The sequence below is a fragment of the Lacticaseibacillus sp. 53-4 genome (assembly GCF_016861805.1).
GTDB lineage: Bacteria > Bacillota > Bacilli > Lactobacillales > Lactobacillaceae > Lacticaseibacillus.
On sequence record NZ_BOLT01000009.1, the window covers coordinates 61,685 to 80,825 of the forward strand.

Sequence of the window (19,141 nt, forward strand, 5' to 3'; positions counted from 1 at the left end):
ATCCGGTTACATTATGGCGCTTTCATGCGGGCGTGTAAACACTTTTTTTCTATTTGTGTATACTTTTGTTTTTAAAAGAGAAAGCAGCTGAACTTATGAAAGGGCTGTCGTATAATGAAATAAGCAACCACTATCTGGAAAGGAGCCAGCCCGCATGTACAAGTATCAGCAGATCGCCCAATCGCTACACCAGATGTTCACTGATGGCACCTATGCCCCTGGGGCCCTTCTGCCAGATCAGGAACAGCTGGCCAAGCAGTTTCACACCACGCGCATCACGATTCGCAAGGCGATCCAGCTGCTGATTGTCGAAGGCGTGGTGTATTCCAAGCGCGGCGCCGGCACCTTTTTGCGCAAGGATTACCGGGCCACCACTGGCGGCATTTCGCCAATCGACCAGCCGCTGGGGACGACCGCGACGCAGCCTGGCCACAAGGTCACCAGCAAAATTCTCGGCTTTGCGGCGCGGATGCCCAACGAAAGCGAGCAAGAGGCACTCGTCATTTGCCCCACCGACCCGGTTTACGTCATTGACCGCGTCCGCTATGTCGATCAACAGCTTTTTTCCTACGAACACACGATTATGCCCACGGCGATCATGACCATCACGGAGGACATGCTGAAAGGCTCGATTTACGCCGCCTTAAAGGCTCACGGCATCGCCATTGCCGGCTCGCACCGCACGGTGTACGCGATCAAGGCCACCGAGGAGGACGTCAAGGCCATCGGCGCCGCGCTTAACGATCCGGTCCTGGTGATCCGGCAGGTCAGCTACTCCGTCGAAGGCGAACCATTCGAGTTCTCGGAAAGCCACTTTCCGTACGAAAATGCCAGCGTCACCGCGGACATTGAGCTTGACCCGCGCCAGCCGGCCAAATAATCAGCTTTAACCGACAAGCGCCCCTAGTCCCCGATTCAGTTGAATCGCGGGCCAGAGGCGCTATTTTGATTGCGGCGAGCAGGTCATGGCTGGCGGCGTCGCGAGAGGCTTACGGGCCCTCAGGCAGGCTGCGGCGTCAGATCAGCTTTTTTTAGAATGGTCCGGTTCTTGCCGATCACCAGTGCCGCCTCGGGCTTGCCTTCCAGCTGCAGGTTCGGGCCGATCACGACTCCTTTGTCCAAGATCGCATATTTCACCGTCGAGCCGGTCGAGATCTTGGCGCCTTGCATGATCACACTGTTTTCTACCGAAGCACCTTGGTGGACCACCACACTGCGCGAAATGACGCTGTGGGTGATCTTACCTTCCACATAGGCCCCGGTGCCAAGCAGCGCATCGTTGACCTCGGCGCCGCGCGCGAAGAAGGTCGGCACCTCGTTTTTGCTCTTGGTGAGCACCGGCACCGCGGAAAACATCAGCGACTGGTAGTTGGCGTCATCCAGCATTCCCAAGCTCGCCTCAAAGTAGCGCTGCATGGTGGTGACCCGGGCCAGATAGCCAGTGTACTCGAACGCATTGGCGTTGTTCGCCAGCACGTAATCTCGCAGCAGCTCCGGCAAAGTCACCAAGGTCTGCGAGCCGGCTGCCACGTCCAGCAAATCGATCAGATCCGCCGTCGCGAGGAGATAGGTGTCCATAAAGGCGGGCACGGTATCGCTCGGCCGCTCGCGCCGGTCTTTTTGACGCAGAATGGCACTGGCGGTCCCCTGCTCGGACAAAGTCAGAGTCCAATCGTCTGGCGCACTGGCGGCTTGGGGGATCTTCTTGTACACCAACGTGATCGGCGCCTCGCCAGCCTCGTGGTAGCCCAGCACCGCGGTCAGGTCGACCGAGGCGATGTTGGAGCTGCCAATAATCACGGTGTAAGTCGACCCACTGCGCCGTAAAAACGTAATGTAGTCGTCATAGTAACGCTGGCGCAAGACCGGATCACTGTAGTCACGCGTCGCAATGTACGGAAACATGAAGACGCCGCCCTGGATCAGATCCAGGTTCCAGGACGCGCCGTCGCGGATGTGGTCTTGCACCGACCGCTCCGACTGCGGCATGAACAGGCCCACACTGTGGACCCCGGCGTGAGTGACCGCACTGAGCGGAAAATCGATCAGGCGGTAGCGGCCGGCAAACGGCAGGGTCCCCACCGGCCGGTTTTCGGTCAACGGCAGCAGCGCCTCGCCATCTTCGTTGAGGTCGATGACGGCGCTCAATTCTCCAAGTGTCATGCTTTCTCCTTTCTGCCCACGGCTTCTCCGTACCCGACCACCGCAATGTCATCGGGTTTGCCGATCACTTCGCCGTTATCGCCGACAATGGCATTCTCGCCGATGATGGCGTGGTCGATGGTGACATTTTTTCCAATCGTGGCGTTGGGCATGATCATCGAGTCCTTGACCGTACTGCCCTCACCGACGCGCACACTTTGCGACAGCACGCTGTGATCCACCGTGCCGGCGATGTAGGAGCCATCCGTCAGCATCGAGCGGGAGACCTTGGCCGTCTTCGTCAAGAACATCGGCGGCAGCGGCTCGGTTTGCGAAAAAATCCGCCAGCTACGGTTGGCAATGTTCAACGAATTGGTCGGCGACAGGAACTCCATGTTGGCTTCCCACAGCGACTGGATTGTCCCGACGTCTTTCCAGTACCCGTGAAACGAGTACGCGTAAGTTGGCTCGTTGTGCGCCAGATAAGCGGGGATCACGTCGTTGCCGAAGTCTTCCATTTTACCGTCTGTGGCGTAACTTTCGGTCAGGTAGCGGCGCAAGGTCGGCCAGTCAAAAATGTAGATCCCCATTGAAGCCAGGTTGGACTTGGGTTCCTTAGGCTTTTCCTGAAATTCGATGATGCGGTCCGTGTCATCGGTATTCATGATGCCAAAACGCGGCGCGTCGGCCTTAGGGACTGGCATCACCGCCACTGTCAGCGCCGCCTTCTTCAGCTTGTGGGCTCGCAGCATCCGCCCGTAATCCATCTTGTAAATGTGGTCACCGGACAGCACCAGGATGTAGTCGGGATCGTAGGAGTCGATGTAGGCGATATTTTGGTAAATCGCATGCGCGGTCCCTTCGAAGAATTTTTCCCCTTCGCTAGAGGCGTACGGCTGCAAAATTGTCACGCCGGCGCCGGCGACATTCAGACCCCACGCCGCGCCATTTTGGATGTGGCGGTTCAACTCAAGCGGCTGATACTGCGTAATCACGCCGACGGTATCGACCCCGGAGTTGGCCAAGTTGCTCAACGTAAAATCGATGATCCGATAGCGGCCGCCAAACGGCACCGATGGCTTGGCCGTCGTGCGCGTCAGTTTGCCTAAGCGCGTGCCCTGGCCGCCTGCCAGAATCATCCCCAACATTTCAGTCCGCATATTGCTCCCTCCTTGGCGGCGAGGGCCTGCCTCCCTGTGACGCAGCGCGCCTCGCGGATTCAATTGAAGCGTAGCACGAAATAAAGCGCTTACCTAATGAAAAGACTCGGCATTTTGGGCTAATTGGGCTACGGGTTTGCAACGGGGAAGTGGCTAGCTACGCTCGAGGCCTCGCCGCCAAAGACCGGCGGCAATGCCTTGAGCGAGGCTACCCATTCCCCTAAGTGCGCAAACCCTTCGCACCTTGATACAAAAAAGCGCCCGGCCATCACCCTAGTGACCCGCCGTGCACCTCAGTGGCCTCAACGGCCAAAATAAAAGCGTCGGGGTCGATTGCCCGGATGCCATCAATCAACGCGCGAAAGTCCGGCTGCTCGACCACGATCATCAGCATCGTCCCCGGCGTTTTAGAAAAGCCACCCACCACTGACTGCAGCGTCAGTCCGTAATCGGTGCGCGCCTGGACGGCGGCGGTGATGGCCGCGTGCCGCTCGCTCATCACGTAGACGACTTTCTTGCGATCCAACCCTGTTTCCACAGCGTTCATCACTAAGCTGCTGAGGCCGATGGCAAAGACCGCCAGCACGAAAGCCTCAATGCCCGCGACCGGAATGTTCAGCAGACAGATCAGAAAGTCCACTGCAAACAGCCCAATGGCCGGCTTGAGCCGCAGATATTTTTGCAGGATCAACGGCGGCACGGTGGTCCCGCCGCTCGACGCGTCGATGCGGTAGATCAGCCCGACGCCCACCGCGAAAATCACCGACCCCATGATGACCGCCAGCAGTCGATCAGCCACGATCATTCTCTGCGGAATCAGGGCCAGCATGACCGGCAGGCCGACGCTGCCGGCGAGGATACGCCGAAATGTCCCGCGACCGAGCATGAACCAGGCCAGTATCAGCATCAGGCAATTAAACGCAAGCGTAGTCAGCCACAGCGGCACACCAATACTTTCCTGAACGATGATGGCCAGCCCGGTCGCGCCCCCTGCAGCCACACCGTGGGGCGCGTAGAACAAGTTGATGCTGCCGGCAATCAGACTCAGGGCGATCAGCAGGAGCAGCCCGCGACCGGCCGGAGTGGTTAGCTTATTGCGCATTGGGTCACCTCTTTCATTTTGTCATGACTGTTACCAATAGTTTAGCAGGAAACCGCGGCGACCGTCACGTGCCTCTGGTTGGCCCCGCGCGCTGCCGACCACTTTTTCACTCTTGTGACATAAAATTGGCTAAAACTGTTGCAACCGCTTTCTCAAGATGTTACATTGTAGGCGTAGTAATTGTCTACAACTGTTATCAAACCAATACAAGGAAGTGCGCAATCATGACAAACACAGTTCCCGCCAGTGTCGCGATGCTTAAGGTCTTAGAGGCGTGGGGCGTCAAGCACGTCTACGGGTATCCCGGCGGCTCCTTCAACTCCACTATGTCGGCCCTGGAGCAAGAAAAGGCCAACATCAAGTACATCCAGGTCCGCCATGAACAGGTGGGTGCACTGGCTGCCAGTGCCGATGCCAAGTTGACCGGTAAAGTTGCGGTCACGTTCGGCTCCGCCGGCCCCGGCGCGACCAACCTGCTGACCGGCCTGTACGACGCGCGTGAGGATCACGCACCAGTGCTGGCCCTGGTTGGGCAGGTGCCGCATTACAACATGAACTACAACTTCTTCCAGGAGTTTGATGAGGGCCCGATGTTCGCCGACGTGGCCGCCTACTGCCGCACTGTGATGACACCGGAAAGTCTGCCATACGTGGTCGATAAGGCCATTCGCGAGGCCTACAAGAACCGCGGCGTGGCTGTCGTCATCATCCCCAACGATTTTGGCTACGCTCAGATCCCTGACGTGCCATACAAGTCCACCAGCCCGTCGGACAACAAACCCCAGCCTCAGCCAGTGGCCACAGATGACGAAATCGACCAGGCGTTGGCGATGATCAAGGCCGCCAAGCGCCCAGTGTTCCACGTTGGCCGCGGGATTCAAGGCGGCGGCGACAAGCTGATCGCACTGTCCAAGAAGTTGCAGATTCCAATCATTCAAACCGGGCTGACCAAGGGCATGATTTCTGAGGACTACGAAGGCAACATCGGCTTTGTCAACCGGGCCGGGGCCAAATCGGCCAACGAGATCATCGACATCGCTGATTTAGTCATCGCCATCGGCGCGGATTTCCCGTTTGCTAATAATGTTTACACGCGCCACGACTTCAAGTTCATTCAGGTCGACAACGACGAATCCGAATTTGGCCGGCACCACTACATCGACCTGGGCATCTGGAGCGACGCGACCCAGTTCGTTGAAAAAATGCTCGACCGGTCCACCGCCGTCGCACCGACCGCGTTTTTCAAGGCGGCAGTGGCAGACAACCGCAACTGGCAGGCCTACCTGCAAAAGCTCGCCACCCGGACCACGGATCCGCTGGAATTTGAGCCGCTGTACCACGCACTCAACCAGGTGACCAACGAGAAGACCGTGGTAGCCTTGGATGTGGGCGACAACACCATCAACCTGCTGCGCTACATGAAGGTCACCCCGACCAACAAATGGACCGTCTCCGCCCTGTTCGCTTCCATGGGTGCCGGCATCCCCGGCGCGATTGCCGGCGCGCTGTCTTACCCAGACCGCCAGGTAGTATCGATCTCTGGTGACGGCGCCTTTTCGATGGTGATGCAAGACTTGATCACTCAGAAGAAGTATCACCTGCCGATTCTGAACATCGTGACATCCAACACCACGCTGGGCTTCATTCGCGACGAGCAGGCCGACATCCCGGGGATGCATGACTACTCCGGCATCGACCTGGAAGATCAGGACTTCGAGAAGATCGCCGAAGGCATGGGCATCGAAGGCGCGACCGTCACCAAGTCCGCCGACCTGCCCGCGGCCTTTGCGAAGGCCATGGCAGTCACCAGCGCCGGGCGCCCGTTTGTCCTGAACGCGAAGATCACCTTGAAGCGCGGCTTCCCAGTCGAAGCGCTCAAGGTCAAAATCGTTGACGGCAGGGTCGTCGAAACCGTAGCCCCAGAGTTTAACGCCAACGATGCGGAACAATCGGTCGATTCGCTTGAGGATCTCTTCGCCTATTATGACGGCGAGGAACTAAAGCCGCTGCAGTACTTCCTCGATCAGGAAGGCGTTCAGCTCTAACCGGGTTTCTGCTTATCTCCTAAAAAAAACTTTTGCCGAAAGTTTGCCGGCCGCCCAGCGCGGTCGGTTATTTTAATGCGCTGCAGTCTGTGTTCGCTCACCGGCGCAGCTGTTTCTTTTTACCAAACTGGCCAGCCCCCTGGGTTGCACTTTGTTTAAGTTGGCCAATCGCCTCTTGCACCGGGCAAAAAATACCCGTAGAGTGAGGACAACTGGAGGCGACGCACATGCGGAAACGAGTGATGATTTTCATCGCGATCATGTTCGCCGCCCTCGCCTGGGTCCCGGTGCAACCGCTTCACGCGGCGACGGTGCGCCAGGTCCCGACCTTGTACCTGCACGGCCACCGCGCCGGCCCCAACGCCATGAACGCGCTGATTCAAACCGCCGAACAAGAGGACCACGCCACCAGCGTCCTGACTGCCAGCGTTAATAACGACGGCGCAGTCACATTCAGCGGCGACTGGCCTGCAGACAGCCACCGGCCGCTGGTCAAGGTCGTGTTCGTCAATAACCGGACATTGCGCTACAATCGCATCTCGGACTGGTTTCGCGACGTCTTAGTGGCGTTGCAGCAGCAGTACGGCATCAGCCGCTACAACGTCGTCGCTCACTCGCTGGGTAACGCTGCGGTCCTGTTTTACGAGCTGCGTTACGGCCAGTACCAGCAGCTCCCACAGCTGCAAAAATACGTCGCCATTGCCGGCAATTTCGATGGCATCCCCGGCGTCCACCGGCCGCGGCGCAAGCACCGGCTGGGGCCTGGCGGCAAGCCGCCTTGGGTCGTGCCCGACTACCGCCGAGCGCTGGGGCTGCGCCGGCATTTCCCCGCGCATCAGGTCTCAGTTCTGAATATCTACGGCGACCTGGGTGACGGTCAGCACTGGGACGGCAAGATCAACAACGTTTCCTCCCGCTCACTTCGGTATCTGCTTGGACCGCGGCTGAAAAGTTACCAAACGCTAGAGTTCACCGGCCCTTTGGCCCAGCATCGCCTGCTGCGGACCAACCCGGCCGTGATCAAGGCCGTCGATCACTTTCTGTGGCCATAGCAAAATGGGCATCACCCTCATTTGAAGGAGTGATGCCCATTTTTTATGACGGTTAAGTTGGACCGTCTAAAGCGTAACCTTAGGCGACTGGCTCGGCTTCCTTGGCCGCACTGATGGCAATCGTGCCGGCCACGACGTCGGCCTGCAAGTGCTGCGCATCTTGGTGATCCAGGTAGTAATCTGTAACCTTGTCGCGGATCTGCTGCTCGATGACCCGGCGCAGCGGCCGCGCCCCCATCGCTTCATCGTAGCCTTGCGCGATCAGCCAGGTCTTTGCCGCTGGCGTGACCGTGAGCGTCAGGCCCTTCTTGTCCAGGGTCTTGTCGACGTCCGCCAGCATCAGGTCTACGATCTTGCCCAGGTCATCCTTGGTCAAGTGACTGAATTCCACGATGCCGTTGAAGCGGTTAAGAAATTCTGGGCGGAAGTATGGCGCCAGGCGCTGCATCAGCGGCTCGTCCTTAGTCTTTTCGCCGGTCAACGCCTCTTCACCAAAGCCGGCGTTTGAGGTCGCAATGATGACCGTGTTCTTGAAGTCGACCACATTACCCTGGCCGTCCGTCAGCCGACCGTCGTCCATGACCTGCAGCAGCAGCGTCAGCACTTGCGGATCGGCTTTTTCAATTTCGTCCAGCAGTACGATTGCGTATGGATTGCGGCGAACCTGTTCGGTCAGCGTATTGCCATTGTCCTCATAGCCCACATAACCGGCGCTGGTGCCGATTAGCTTGGATACGGCGGTGCGGTCGCTGTATTCGGACATATCGAGACGGATGATCGCATCCTTGGAGCCGAACAGATCCAAAGCCAGCTGCTTGGCCAGCTCGGTTTTACCGACCCCAGTGGGGCCGACGAACAGGAAGGAGCCGATTGGCCGGTTGCCTTCGTCAAAGCCTGCGCGGTTGCGGCGAATCGCCCTGGCCACCATGTCGACGGCCTCGTTTTGCCCAATGACCTTGCCCTTGAGCCGCTTGCCGATGTTCTTCAAGCGTTCAATATCATTGGCACCCATTTGCGCGACCGGAATGCCGGTCAGACGCTCAACAGACTGGGCTACGTCATCCGGCGTGGCGACCACCGGTTCGGCCTCGGCACTGGTGCTGTTCTTTTGTTTCTCCAGTGCTTCAAGCTCCGCCTTGAGTTTGGCCGCTTTTTCAAAGTCTTCCGCCTTGGCCGCAGCGTCCTTTTCCTTGGTCTTCTGGTCAATCTGCTTTTCCAGTGTGACTTTGTCGACCACCGGATGCTTGGCCGCCAAGTGCGCGGCGGTCATGTCGATCAGGTCGATCGCCTTGTCAGGCAGCGAGCGCTGCGGGATGTACTGCATCGAGTAGTCGACCGCGGCCTTCAACACGTCGTCTGGCAGCTTCACATTGTGGTGCTTCTCGTACAGGCCCTTGACCCCCTTCAAAATGGCCAACGTGGTCTGCGGACTCGGTTCATTGATGGTGACATCATTGAACCGCCGCGCCAGCGCGGCGTCCTTCATAATGGTGTTGCGATACTCGTCTTGAGTCGTCGCGCCGATCACTGTGATCTCGCCGCGAGACAGCGCCGGCTTGATAATATCGGCCAAGCCCTTGCTGCCATCCTCGCCGCCGGTCGTGCCGGCACCGAGAATCTGGTGGATCTCATCGAAGAACAGGATGACGTTGCCAGCCTTCTTGGTTTCCTTGATTAAGTCCTCAATGTTCTGCTCAAAACTGCCGCGATACTGGGTGCCGGCCTCGAGGCTGGACAGGTCGATTGAAATGATTTGCTTGTCCTTAATAGCCTCGGGCACGTTGCCTTTGACGATTGCCTGCGCCAGGCCTTCGACGACCGCGGTTTTGCCGACCCCGGCATCCCCGACCAAGATTGGGTTGTTCTTCGTCCGCCGACTCAAAATTTCGGCGGTTTCTTGAATTTCCTTGTCGCGGCCGATGACCGGATCAAGCGCCCCGGCCTCGGCTTCCTTGGTCAGATTGCGGCCAAGTTTTTCAAGAATGCCCTTGGGCTTCTGCTGACTTTCTTGGACCGGAATCTCCTGCGCGTTTTGCGCCGGCATGCGGCCGCTTTGCTGAAGCTGAGCCATTTCCTCCGGCGTCAACTCGTGGCCATTGACCACATAACGCCGCTGGCCGCTGGTGCCCATCTGGTGCAGGACCTGATTCAGAAAGTCATCCATACCATCGTTAAAGAATGGATCATTGAATTGTGCCATAATAACTCCTCCTTTGGCCCTGCGTCTGGCAACGCAAGACAGGCTCATTCGTCAATTAAGTGTTCGCAAGCACAACGTGCACGCCAAGTAGGCTCCGGGTGCGCGACCCTTCAAAAAAACACCGCCAAGCCGGCGATGTCTGAGGTTAAGCTATGGTCAGTCGCACCGCTTCGCACGCCTTCTTGTTTACATAATATATAGTACCACGGGTTTAGCACTCTTACAAGTAGAGTGCTAAAATTTTTGCAAAAAAAGATTGCCAACCGGATGGCAATCATTAATCGAGGCGGAACTGATCAACTGAGCAACACGGCATCGTCGTTCATTTCTTCGCCGCTTTGTTCCTTAAAGAGTGCGAGTAAGTCTGGAATGGTCAACCCCTGTTTCTTCTCCTGCGGCAGATCGACCACAATGCGCCCGTGGGCCAGCATGATCAGGCGCGTCCCGTACATCAAAGCGTCTTGCATGTTGTGCGTGATCATCAGCGTGGTGATGTGCTGCGCCGAAACAATTTGCTGGGTCAGGTCCATGACTGTCGCGGATGTGGCCGGATCAAGCGCCGCGGTGTGCTCGTCCAGCAGCAGCAGCTCTGGCAAGTTGATGGTGGCCATCAGCAGCGTGATGGCTTGGCGCTGGCCGCCGGAAAGCAGGCCAATGTCCGTGTCCAGGCGATCTTCCAACCCCAGGTTAAGGCTGGCGAGTTTTTCCTTCATCAACGCCAAGTCCTCGCGCTTCACGCCGCGGCGCCAGAAGTTGCGCCAGGAACCACGTTTCAGGGCCAAAGCCAGGTTTTCCTTCACCGTCAGCAGCGGCGCAGTACCTGAGCGCGGATCCTGGAAGACCCGCGAGATCAGGTTGGCCCGCTTGGCCACCGACTGGTAAGTGACATCTTTACCGGCAATTTTGATTTGACCCTGCGTGACCTGCAGTGAGCCCGCCACGCTGTTAAGCAGTGTGGACTTGCCGGCCCCGTTGCCGCCGATGATGGTGACGAATTCGCCGGGCTGCAGCGTCAGCTCAATGTCTTTCAGTGCGTGGTTCTCGTTGGGCGTGCCCTTTTCGAACCACTGATTCAACTTGTGTACTTCTAAGGCTGGCGTTGTCATCAGTTATTCATCTCCCGTTTGTTGGCAGCCCGCTCGCGAGCCTTTTTGACCTCTTTCTCAACCAGTGGCAAAGCCAGGAAGACCACCAGCATCAGCGCGTAGAACAGGCGCAGGTAGTTCGGATCGACCCCAAGCTGCAGGACCCCAGCGATAATCAGGCGGTAAATGACTGCCCCGACAATGATCATCAGCAGGCGCTGGCCAAAGCTGAGGTTGCGCACCAGGATCTCGGCGATAATGATGGCTGACAGCGCGATGACCAAGGTGCCAATCCCCATCGAGACGTCGGCGTACCCGTTGGTTTGCGCCATCAGGGAACCGGAAAGGGCGATCAGGCCGTTGGAAATCATGTAAACGATGATCTTCATGTTGTCGTTGTTGATGCCGTTGGCCGCGGCCATCGCCTGGTTGTTCCCGACGGCGCGCGCGGCCAGGCCCATTTCGGTGTTAAAGAACAGCACCAGCAGACCGATAACAATCAGCAGAATAATCAGCCCGATGACGATCGTGGTCATCGTGGCATCCCCGATGTTGACCATCGTGAACACCGTCTTAATGTCGGCCAAAAGCGACACGTTGGCCGCCTTCATGATGAACAGGTTCACGGAATACAGTCCCGTCATCGTTAAAATACCGGTGAGCAGGTCAGGAATTTTTAACTTGGTGTGCAGCAGGCCGGAAACCAGCCCCGCCAGCGCGCCGCCGCAAAAACCCAGCAGCGTGGCCGGAATCGGGCCAACGCCGGAAACCAGCGTGTGGGCCGTGATCGCCGCACCCAAGGGAAAGCTCCCTTCAGCGGTCATGTCGGCGATGTCTAGGATGCGAAAGGTCAGGTAGACGCCAATCGCCATGATCGCCCACAAAAAACCGGTAGAGATGTTCGAAGTCAGGATGTCCATGTTAACCTCCAAAAACTGAGTGACAGATTACTTTTCAACGTCCGCGTCGGTCAGGCCGAACGCCTTCATCATTTTTTCGTTCTTGACCACAGTGGTCTTAGCCGGCTTTTCGACTGGCAGGTTGGCCACTTTCTTCCCCTTCAGGATCTTGATCGCCATGCGTGCGGTCTGCTTGCCGAGCTCTTTATAGGAAATGCCCTTCGTGGCGACCCCACCGTCTTCGACCATCGTCGAGGCGGCGCAGACCACTGGCACATGCTTGCTCAAAGAAATCTTGCCGACAGTTGGCATCGCCGCGGCGACCGTGTTGTCAGTAACCAGGTACATCGCGTCCGCCTTGCCCGCCAGCGTTTCGGTTGCGGACTGCACATCGTTGGTCGAAGCGACCGTCGCGGTGGCCACCTTCAGGCCCAGCTGCTTGGCTGCCTTGGTCGCGGTTTTGATTTGGACAACCGAGTTCTGCTCAGCGGCGTTGTACAGCATGCCAACCGTCTTGGTTTTAGGGAACAGCTGCTTCAGGTATTCCAGCTGGCCCTTGATGTCCGTCATGTCGGTGACCCCGGTCGCGTTGGCGCTCGGGTGGCTCGGGTCGGCCACCAGACCGGCACTTTTCGGATCGGTGACGGCGGTGAAGACCATCGGGGTGTCCTTATCCGCCTTCATCAAGGCCTGGACGGCCGGCGTGGCGATGGCTAAGTTGACGTCGTTGTTGTCCTGCTTCAAGCGCTGGCTCATGCTTTGCAGGTTGCTTTGATCGCCTTGCGCGTTGACGTAATCGATCTTGATCTTGTTGCCCTTGTAGCCGGCCTTGGCGAGCTCCTGTTCAAAGCCCTTGCGCGCATCATCCAGCGCGGTTTGGTTGATCAGCTGCAAGATCCCGACCTTGACGGTTTTGTTATCGGTGCTGGCGGTTGCACTGCTGCTGCACCCTGCCAGTGCCAAAACGGCCACGGCGGCCATGCCCAGTGCGATGTGTTTCAACTTCATCATGAATTCCTCCTAGTATGTGGTGCCGGATCCGGACTGCCAGCAGCCGGCCTTCTGTCCGCGAAACAGAAAACGCCAGCCGCTCGGATTCATTCCAGTGGCTGGCGCTTGTTTTTGTCCTAGGAAAAACAAAAGCCACATGGAATGAAGTTGCTCCATGTGGCGGTAAATTGCACGTTTAAAGGTGCCGGCCATCATGGATGTAAGCCCGCGGCTTGCATCCACGATGCAAACCGCTATCCGAAAAAGCCGGCGAAAAAGTTGCGATTAAGCTGTGTTGAGATTACTTGATTCATTGTCAACACGTCCTTTACTGGCAAAGATTAACCTTTGCTATGTAAATGAGAATACACTCATCTCATCCCCACTGTCAAGGACCTTTTGGAAATTAATCACAAACTTGGTTCCGGCTCACCGCGCAGAAGGGTTATTCGACGGCCTTCGCCGCCTTTTCTGCCTGCGCCTTGGTGACGCCGAACTGCGCCATGCGCTTGCTGTTGGTGACCAGCGTGGCCTTGGCTGGCGCCTGAACGGCCAGGTCGGAAACCTTCTTACCCTTGATGATCTTCACTGCCAGCTTAGCAGTCTGCTTGCCCAGGTCCTCGTAGTTGATGCCGACTGTGGCGACCCCGGCCAGCTTGACCATCGTCGCATCGGCAGTGACCACTGGCACCTTCTTAGCAGCAGAGACTTTGCCAATCGTCGGCATGGCCGCCGCGGCGGTGTTATCAGTTGGAATGTAGATGGCGTCAGCCTGGCTGGCCAGGGTTTCGGCGGCCTGCTGGACGTCGTTGGTGGTGGCCGCGGTCTTCACAACGGCCTTAAGCCCCAGCTTGGCGATTTCCTGGCGCGCGATTTTGATCTGAACGACCGAGTTTTCCTCGGCAGCGTTGTACAGCAGCCCGATTGTCTTGGCCTTTGGGAACAGCTGATGCGTGAAGTCGATTTGGCCCTTTACGTCGACCATATCGGTGACGCCCGTGGCATTTTTATCCGGCTTCTTCGGGTCGCTCATCAAGCCGGCAGACTTAGGATCAGTGACGGCGGTGAACACCATCGGCGTCTTGTTGTCCGCCTTCAGCAAAGCCTGCGCGGCCGGCGTTGCAATGGCCAAGTTGACGGTGTTCTTATCGCTTTTCAGGCGGGCGGACATAGAGCTCAGGTTGCCCTGATCGCCTTGCGCGTTAAGGTTATCAAACTTGACCTTGCTGCCCTTGAAACCTTCCTTGGCCAGCTGCTCCTTAAAGCCCTTGTTGGCGGCATTAAGCGCCTGTTGATCGATCAGCTGCAAGACGCCGACCTTCACCGTTTGATTGCTGCTGGCGCTGTTGCCGCACGCGGCAAGCGCGCCGACCATCCCGACTGCTGCAACAGATAACAAAACCTTGTTCATTTTCATCATAATTTTCCTCCAGAATTTATTGCGTTCACTCGTTTGCCGCGAAACAGAAAAGCCGGCCGCAGGATTTTCCCCTGTGGCCGGCCAGTTTCTTTCCGGAAAGAAAAAGCCACATGGAAGAGATCCTCTCATCCATGTGGCCGCTTAAAAGTCATGCTTAAACGCTGCGCCTATCATGGATGCAAACCTGCTGCGCGGTCTGCATCCGATTGGCGATGCAGCCGCTATCCGTAATAGCCGTAGTAATACGAGCGATTTAGTTGTGTTGGTTTATTCATTGTCATGATCAACACTCCTTCGCACCAGTTGAACTGGTATGACAAGAGAATACAAAAATTAGAAAACAATGTCAAGCCCATAGTGAAATTTTATTTTTCGGCGGAAGGCCCAGTGGTGGCGTACGGCCGGCAATCAGGCCTGTTCCAGTAGGCTGGCGTCGGGTTGCCGGTCGCGGAACGCAACCGAAAAATGCTTGCCATTTGCGGTGGTCAATTTTGTCACCGTCGTGTTTTTCAGCATTGGGGTCGTACGCAAGCGGCCCAGCGGCTGCCCTGACAACACCGTCAGCAGGATCTGAAACAGCAGCCCGTGCCCGACCACCAGGATTTGCCCGGTCGGATGCGCCAAGGCGGCGGTTTCAAACACGGGCACTGCCCGGCGGGCCACGGCTTCGTACGGCTCGATCTGGTACTGCGCCGCGTAATCCGCATCGAATTCCAGCGGACGGTGAAAGTACAGATCAAGCGCCTCTTGGGCCGCCACGTGTTTGATGGTGTGCCCGTCCCATTGGCCCAGCCGCATCTCATTCAGCCCCCAGACCGCTTGCAGCGGCGTGTGCGTGCTAAACTGGTTGGCGGCCAGAATCAGCTGCGCCGTCGTCAGCGCCCGCGGCAGCGGCGAGCTGAGGACCTGGGTGAAACGTACCCCGGCGAGCGCTGCACCCACCGCGTGGGCTCCGGCCACGCCCTTGGCCGTCAGCGGTGAATCGACGAGCCCGCCGTTGAAGGCCCCTTTTTGGTTAATTTCGGTCTGTCCGTGCCGCACCAGGTAAAACTCTGTCATGACGCACCTCCGAGGTGATGATAACAAAAAAGCGCCTGCCGCGGCAAACGCTTCTGAGGCTAACTGAGCGGCCGTTCGTCGCCTTGCCCGAAATACTGATGGCCAGGCATGAGCCGTTGACCAAGCAGCTGGCTGACCGTCACGAACTGGTAGCCCTGGTTTTTCAGGTTGGCAATCACCACTGGCAAGGCCTCGACTTCGGCCGGTTGAATGTCATGCATCAGCACGATGCCGCCCGGCTGAGCGGTCGCCTGCACGCGGGCGATAATTGCCGGTTTGCTCTTCGATTTCCAGTCCTGCGAGTCGACCGACCACTGAATCGCCGGCATCCCCACCAGATCACCGTTAGCTTTGGACATCGCCCCAAACGGCGGCCGAATGAACGGCGGCAGCGTTCCGAAAACATGGTAGTAGGTCCACAGGTTTTTCCCGTAAATCTCATCGAGCGTTTGAGCCGCACTTAGTTTAGGCAAGAATGGGTGATCGTAGGTGTGCGTGCCCACCTCATGCCCCGCCGCTTTCACGCTTTTGGCCACCGCCGGAAATTCGGCGATGCCAGACCCAAGTTCAAAAAAGGTGGCCTTGACCTTAGCATCCGCTAGGGTCTTCAAAATCGCCGGCGTCGTTTTGGGGTTCGGCCCGTCGTCAAAGGTCAACGCGATCAACTTGCCGCTCGGCGGCTGGGGCGTCGCGCCTTTCAGGTAAGGTGTGAGTTTGTGATACGGGACCGAGGCACTCGGCTTACCGTCTGCTGTCCTGATCGTCATGCCCGCCTTCGTCAGCGTAAAATTTGTCGCCTCAAGCGAGTGCAGTAGCGGCTGTTGCATCAGGACGCTCAGCTGCGCTTCATCCAGCGCCTTGGTCTCCGCCACGTGCGTCTGCGCCGCGTAGTTAACGGCGCGCCGCGCGTTGTCGTCAGCCACAATGTCGCCAATCTTGGCCAGCTTCCCGGCTTTGGTCACCGTCAGCTGCCGCTGCAGACGCTGGTGATGCTCGTGGTGACCCAGCGTATACAAGCTGTCAAAATGCGTTGCTAGGGACACCAGCCCCAGCGGCGCCTGGCTTTTCTCCGTGGCGACGATCACCATTTTCTGCTTGGCCCCCTGCGGCTGCTCGGCCAGTACGGCTGATGCTGCCTGTTTCAGTGCCGGCGCAACCGTCTTCTCACCAGCAGGCAGGAAAAACGCCCCGCGCCCGGCCGTCAGCTTGATCTTGACTGGTTTGCCCGGGTGCTGCTTGAGAATCGCCGCGGCCTGCCCGCTGGCCGAATCGTGCTGCGCAGTCGGCCGGTTGACCCGAAAGGCCGTCCAAAGGCCGATGACGACCACTAGCAGACCCACACTGCCTAGGGCCAGTCCCCATTTCTGATTGGTTTTTTGTTCGCTTCTCAATGTTTTCCGCCCTTCCCCATTGTTCTTCCAGTATACGGGGAAATCATCTCGGATAACCTAACAATCCTGTTAGAAGTAATGATTAGATTCTCATCGCCCGCTCATCAATCGGTTGCGGGCAGTTTAGTTTTGCCCGTCTCTTGCCAATTTACCGCCTGCGCCCGCAAAAAAAGCACTGCCGCAGCAGTGCTTTCTAAATAATTAGGCGCGCTTCTCGTAGTTGCCCGTTTGAGTGCTGACCACGATGGTTTCACCGGCTTGAACAAAGTCTGGCACGTTCACAACCAGGCCGGTTTCCATAGTGGCAGGCTTGCCGCCGTTGGTGACTGAGCCGCCTTTAAGTGAAGGCTGGGTCTCAACGACCTTGAGGTTCACCGTGCTCGGCAGGGTCACCCCGATCACTTCGGTGCCGTAGAACTGGATATTGACCTGCATGTTTTCCAGCAGGTACTTGCGCTCCGATTCCAGGCTTTCCGTCGGGATCTCGTACTGCTCGTAAGTTTCCATGTCCATAAAGATGGCGGTGTCATCTTGCGTGTACAGGTACTGTGCGGGCTTGGTGATCAGTTCGGCCAGCTCGATTTTTTCCGTCGGGCGGTAGGTCGTCTGCACAGTCGAGCCGGACCGCACATCATACAGCTTCAGCTGCATCAGGGTGTTGCCCTTGCCTGGCTTGTGGTGGTTACTTTCCAAAACTTTGATCAGCTTGCCGTCCTTCACGAACGTCATGCCGGCACGTAAATCGATTGCTTGCGTCATGATTTATCTCTCCTTAAACCTTAAGCTGCGTCCGACTGGCTCTGCGCCATGGGGGCGGCAGCACGCGCCACGTTAAAATGTCCATGCAACAGCCTCCAATCAGCGGTGCGTCAGCGCACCATCCGTTCTAGTATACCATTTATGCCCACGCAAAACGAACGGCGCCTAGGTGGCAGCGATTGCACGCTGCTGTGGGTTATGCTACGATTCAGTAAAATTGGGTAAGGAGTGAGCAAAAATGGCAATCGAGTCTAACGCACAAGAACAAGCCACGGCGCACAATCGCTATTACCGCGCCACCGGGTTTTCATCGATCAAGGCCTTTTTTGGCAACTACGTCAACTTTACCGGGCGCTCAAGCCGCAGTGAATACTGGTGGACCATCCTCTTCGGGACGATTCTGAGTATTGTCGCGATGATCGCCTTCATCGCCGCTGTGGTCGGCTCGGCGGTCGGGCTCGACCCTGACCACCTCAGCCCGGAGCGGATTTTTAGCCACATGGGGATCGGCCTGGTAGTCTTCCTCCTGCTGGTCATTGTCTTTGCGCTGGCGGTGCTGATCCCGTCGCTCGCCATCGTTATCCGCCGCTACCGCGATGCGGGCATTCCGTGGTGGATCTACCTGATTCAACTGGCACTCAACGCCGCGACCAACCTGATGCCAAAAGACTCAACGGCCGCCAGCCTGCTGTCATGGGCCGTGTCGCTGTCGATTCTGATTCTCACCCTGCTGCCGTCCAAACCGCTGCCCAATGATGGTGCCGCACCGCAAAACAATTTGGACTCGCGGATCAACCCAGACGTGTTTGCAGCACCGAAAGCGCCGGCAGCACCTGAGGCGCCAAAGGCCGCAGATGCGCCTGCTGAAAGCAGTGCCCCAGAAAAGCACGACGATCCCGATCACCCGTACACTGAGGGCTAATCAAAACAGGCGAGAAAAGTTCCTCGCCTGTCGCCTGGTTGAAGCAAACTCAGTTAAAGTCAATCTAGACTTATTTGGAAGATTGCTGCGCAAACGCGGCAATCTTTTCTTTTTCATCGTCGCTGAGCGCCTTCTTGCTCGGCATCAGGCCATGCAGGAACAGCCGGGCCTGGGAAACAGTCAGGCCCTTGGCTTTAAGCTCCTTTTCCAGGCCATGGCCAATCGACATCACACCGCCAGACGTGCCAAACATGGTCACCATCTTGACCTGGGCCGGATCCAGCTGAGCCACAAACGCCTTCAGCTCCTTATCAATGCTGCCCATGTGAATAGCACCACCCAAATACAGCTGATCGACCGGCCCGGCGAGCGGGATGTCAACGCTTTTCGCCTCAACATTCAGGTGCCCGCCAAGCTCCTGCGCCACTTTTTCCGTGTTCCCGGTCTTCGAAAAATACCTGATTGCAATGCTCATTGCTCTGCCTCCATGATCGCGTCACGCTTGCAGTAAAGTCGCCTGAAGTCTCCCGCTGACTTCCGCAGCCAATCAAACCGACCTGCCGCTCCCTAGACCCATCTTAGCACCACGGTCGCCATTGCGGCTTACGCCACCCTTGCGGCGGCAGACGCCACGATGATGGTGACAGAATCGTCAATGGCCTATAACAGCCTCACTGCGTGAACTGATACGTTTTATATTGTTTGCGCTTACACATTGACAACAGTTATATTATAAGCCATAAAACAGTTCGTGACACATTCTTAGCCCAAATCTGCGCCCGCAGCAGTTCACACAGTTGAACAGCCTTATCGCAAGCGTGCCCGGCGCCACAACACAATAAAAACCACCCGTCGAACGGGTGGTTTTCTCTGGGGCTATAAGCCCCTGTTGCTGGCTGCGTCTCAAGGCGCTGG

At 57.4% G+C, this 19,141-nt stretch carries 17 protein-coding genes; 4 read left to right on the forward strand and 13 right to left on the reverse strand.

Going from position 1 to position 19,141, the window contains the following annotated elements:
* The first annotated feature begins 154 nt into the window (after positions 1–154).
* On the forward strand, positions 155–880 hold the full coding sequence (locus tag JUF21_RS05345; protein ID WP_125756906.1) for a GntR family transcriptional regulator: 726 nt from the start codon (positions 155–157) through the stop codon (positions 878–880).
* A gap of 119 nt (positions 881–999) precedes the next feature.
* Here the strand turns inward: JUF21_RS05345 and glgD are convergent, their stop codons facing one another.
* From glgD to JUF21_RS05360, 3 genes are all read right to left on the reverse strand, one after another.
* Positions 1,000–2,163 carry a glucose-1-phosphate adenylyltransferase subunit GlgD gene (glgD, locus tag JUF21_RS05350; protein ID WP_203624076.1) on the reverse strand — a complete coding sequence of 388 codons (1,164 nt, stop codon included), beginning with the start codon at positions 2,161–2,163 and terminating at the stop codon, positions 1,000–1,002.
* The gene (locus JUF21_RS05355) at positions 2,160–3,302 is read right to left on the reverse strand and encodes a glucose-1-phosphate adenylyltransferase (RefSeq protein ID WP_203663353.1); all 1,143 of its coding nucleotides are present in this window, start codon (positions 3,300–3,302) and stop codon (positions 2,160–2,162) included. The genes glgD and JUF21_RS05355 overlap by 4 nt, the downstream gene beginning before the upstream one ends.
* Before the next feature lie 268 nt (positions 3,303–3,570).
* On the reverse strand, positions 3,571–4,404 hold the full coding sequence (locus tag JUF21_RS05360; protein ID WP_203624074.1) for a YitT family protein: 834 nt from the start codon (positions 4,402–4,404) through the stop codon (positions 3,571–3,573).
* A 221-nt stretch (positions 4,405–4,625) separates the two neighbouring features.
* Here JUF21_RS05360 and spxB point away from each other — a divergent pair, with 221 nt between their 5' ends.
* Entirely contained in the window at positions 4,626–6,449 is a 1,824-nt protein-coding gene (gene spxB, locus JUF21_RS05365; protein WP_374706436.1) for a pyruvate oxidase, read from the forward strand.
* Between the two features lie 227 nt (positions 6,450–6,676).
* Positions 6,677–7,501 carry an alpha/beta hydrolase gene (locus JUF21_RS05370; protein ID WP_203624072.1) on the forward strand — a complete coding sequence of 275 codons (825 nt, stop codon included), beginning with the start codon at positions 6,677–6,679 and terminating at the stop codon, positions 7,499–7,501.
* Between the two features lie 79 nt (positions 7,502–7,580).
* On the opposite strand, the gene JUF21_RS05375 is transcribed toward JUF21_RS05370, so the two are convergent.
* From JUF21_RS05375 to efp, 8 genes are all read right to left on the reverse strand, one after another.
* Positions 7,581–9,701, reverse strand: a complete 2,121-nt coding sequence (locus tag JUF21_RS05375; RefSeq protein ID WP_203663355.1) for an ATP-dependent Clp protease ATP-binding subunit — start codon at positions 9,699–9,701, stop codon at positions 7,581–7,583.
* A 296-nt stretch (positions 9,702–9,997) separates the two neighbouring features.
* Positions 9,998–10,807 carry an ABC transporter ATP-binding protein gene (locus JUF21_RS05380; RefSeq protein ID WP_203663363.1) on the reverse strand — a complete coding sequence of 270 codons (810 nt, stop codon included), beginning with the start codon at positions 10,805–10,807 and terminating at the stop codon, positions 9,998–10,000.
* Positions 10,807–11,706 carry an ABC transporter permease gene (locus JUF21_RS05385; protein ID WP_203624069.1) on the reverse strand — a complete coding sequence of 300 codons (900 nt, stop codon included), beginning with the start codon at positions 11,704–11,706 and terminating at the stop codon, positions 10,807–10,809. Before JUF21_RS05385 ends, JUF21_RS05380 begins: the two co-directional genes overlap by 1 nt.
* A 27-nt stretch (positions 11,707–11,733) precedes the next feature.
* Positions 11,734–12,696 carry an ABC transporter substrate-binding protein gene (locus JUF21_RS05390; RefSeq protein WP_203663365.1) on the reverse strand — a complete coding sequence of 321 codons (963 nt, stop codon included), beginning with the start codon at positions 12,694–12,696 and terminating at the stop codon, positions 11,734–11,736.
* Between the two features lie 424 nt (positions 12,697–13,120).
* Complete coding sequence (locus JUF21_RS05395) at positions 13,121–14,092, reverse strand: ABC transporter substrate-binding protein (RefSeq protein WP_203624101.1); 972 nt, start codon at positions 14,090–14,092, stop codon at positions 13,121–13,123.
* A gap of 411 nt (positions 14,093–14,503) precedes the next feature.
* Entirely contained in the window at positions 14,504–15,154 is a 651-nt protein-coding gene (locus tag JUF21_RS05400) for a histidine phosphatase family protein (RefSeq protein WP_125757762.1), read from the reverse strand.
* 59 nt (positions 15,155–15,213) lie between these two features.
* Positions 15,214–16,545, reverse strand: coding sequence for a polysaccharide deacetylase family protein (locus JUF21_RS05405; RefSeq protein WP_203624066.1), 1,332 nt, complete (start codon positions 16,543–16,545; stop codon positions 15,214–15,216).
* A 201-nt stretch (positions 16,546–16,746) separates the two neighbouring features.
* Entirely contained in the window at positions 16,747–17,304 is a 558-nt protein-coding gene (gene efp / locus JUF21_RS05410) for an elongation factor P (RefSeq protein WP_125757758.1), read from the reverse strand.
* 238 nt (positions 17,305–17,542) lie between these two features.
* Here efp and JUF21_RS05415 point away from each other — a divergent pair, with 238 nt between their 5' ends.
* Positions 17,543–18,226 carry a DUF805 domain-containing protein gene (locus tag JUF21_RS05415; RefSeq protein ID WP_203663367.1) on the forward strand — a complete coding sequence of 228 codons (684 nt, stop codon included), beginning with the start codon at positions 17,543–17,545 and terminating at the stop codon, positions 18,224–18,226.
* Between the two features lie 70 nt (positions 18,227–18,296).
* On the opposite strand, the gene JUF21_RS05420 is transcribed toward JUF21_RS05415, so the two are convergent.
* Together JUF21_RS05420 and JUF21_RS05425 are read right to left on the reverse strand one after the other, a co-directional pair.
* A complete protein-coding gene (locus tag JUF21_RS05420) occupies positions 18,297–18,701 on the reverse strand; it encodes a flavodoxin domain-containing protein (RefSeq protein WP_203624064.1) in 405 nt (134 codons plus the stop codon).
* Between the two features lie 255 nt (positions 18,702–18,956).
* Positions 18,957–19,141, reverse strand: a 185-nt coding sequence (locus tag JUF21_RS05425) for a hypothetical protein (protein WP_203663369.1), incomplete at its 5' end; no start/stop codon positions are given.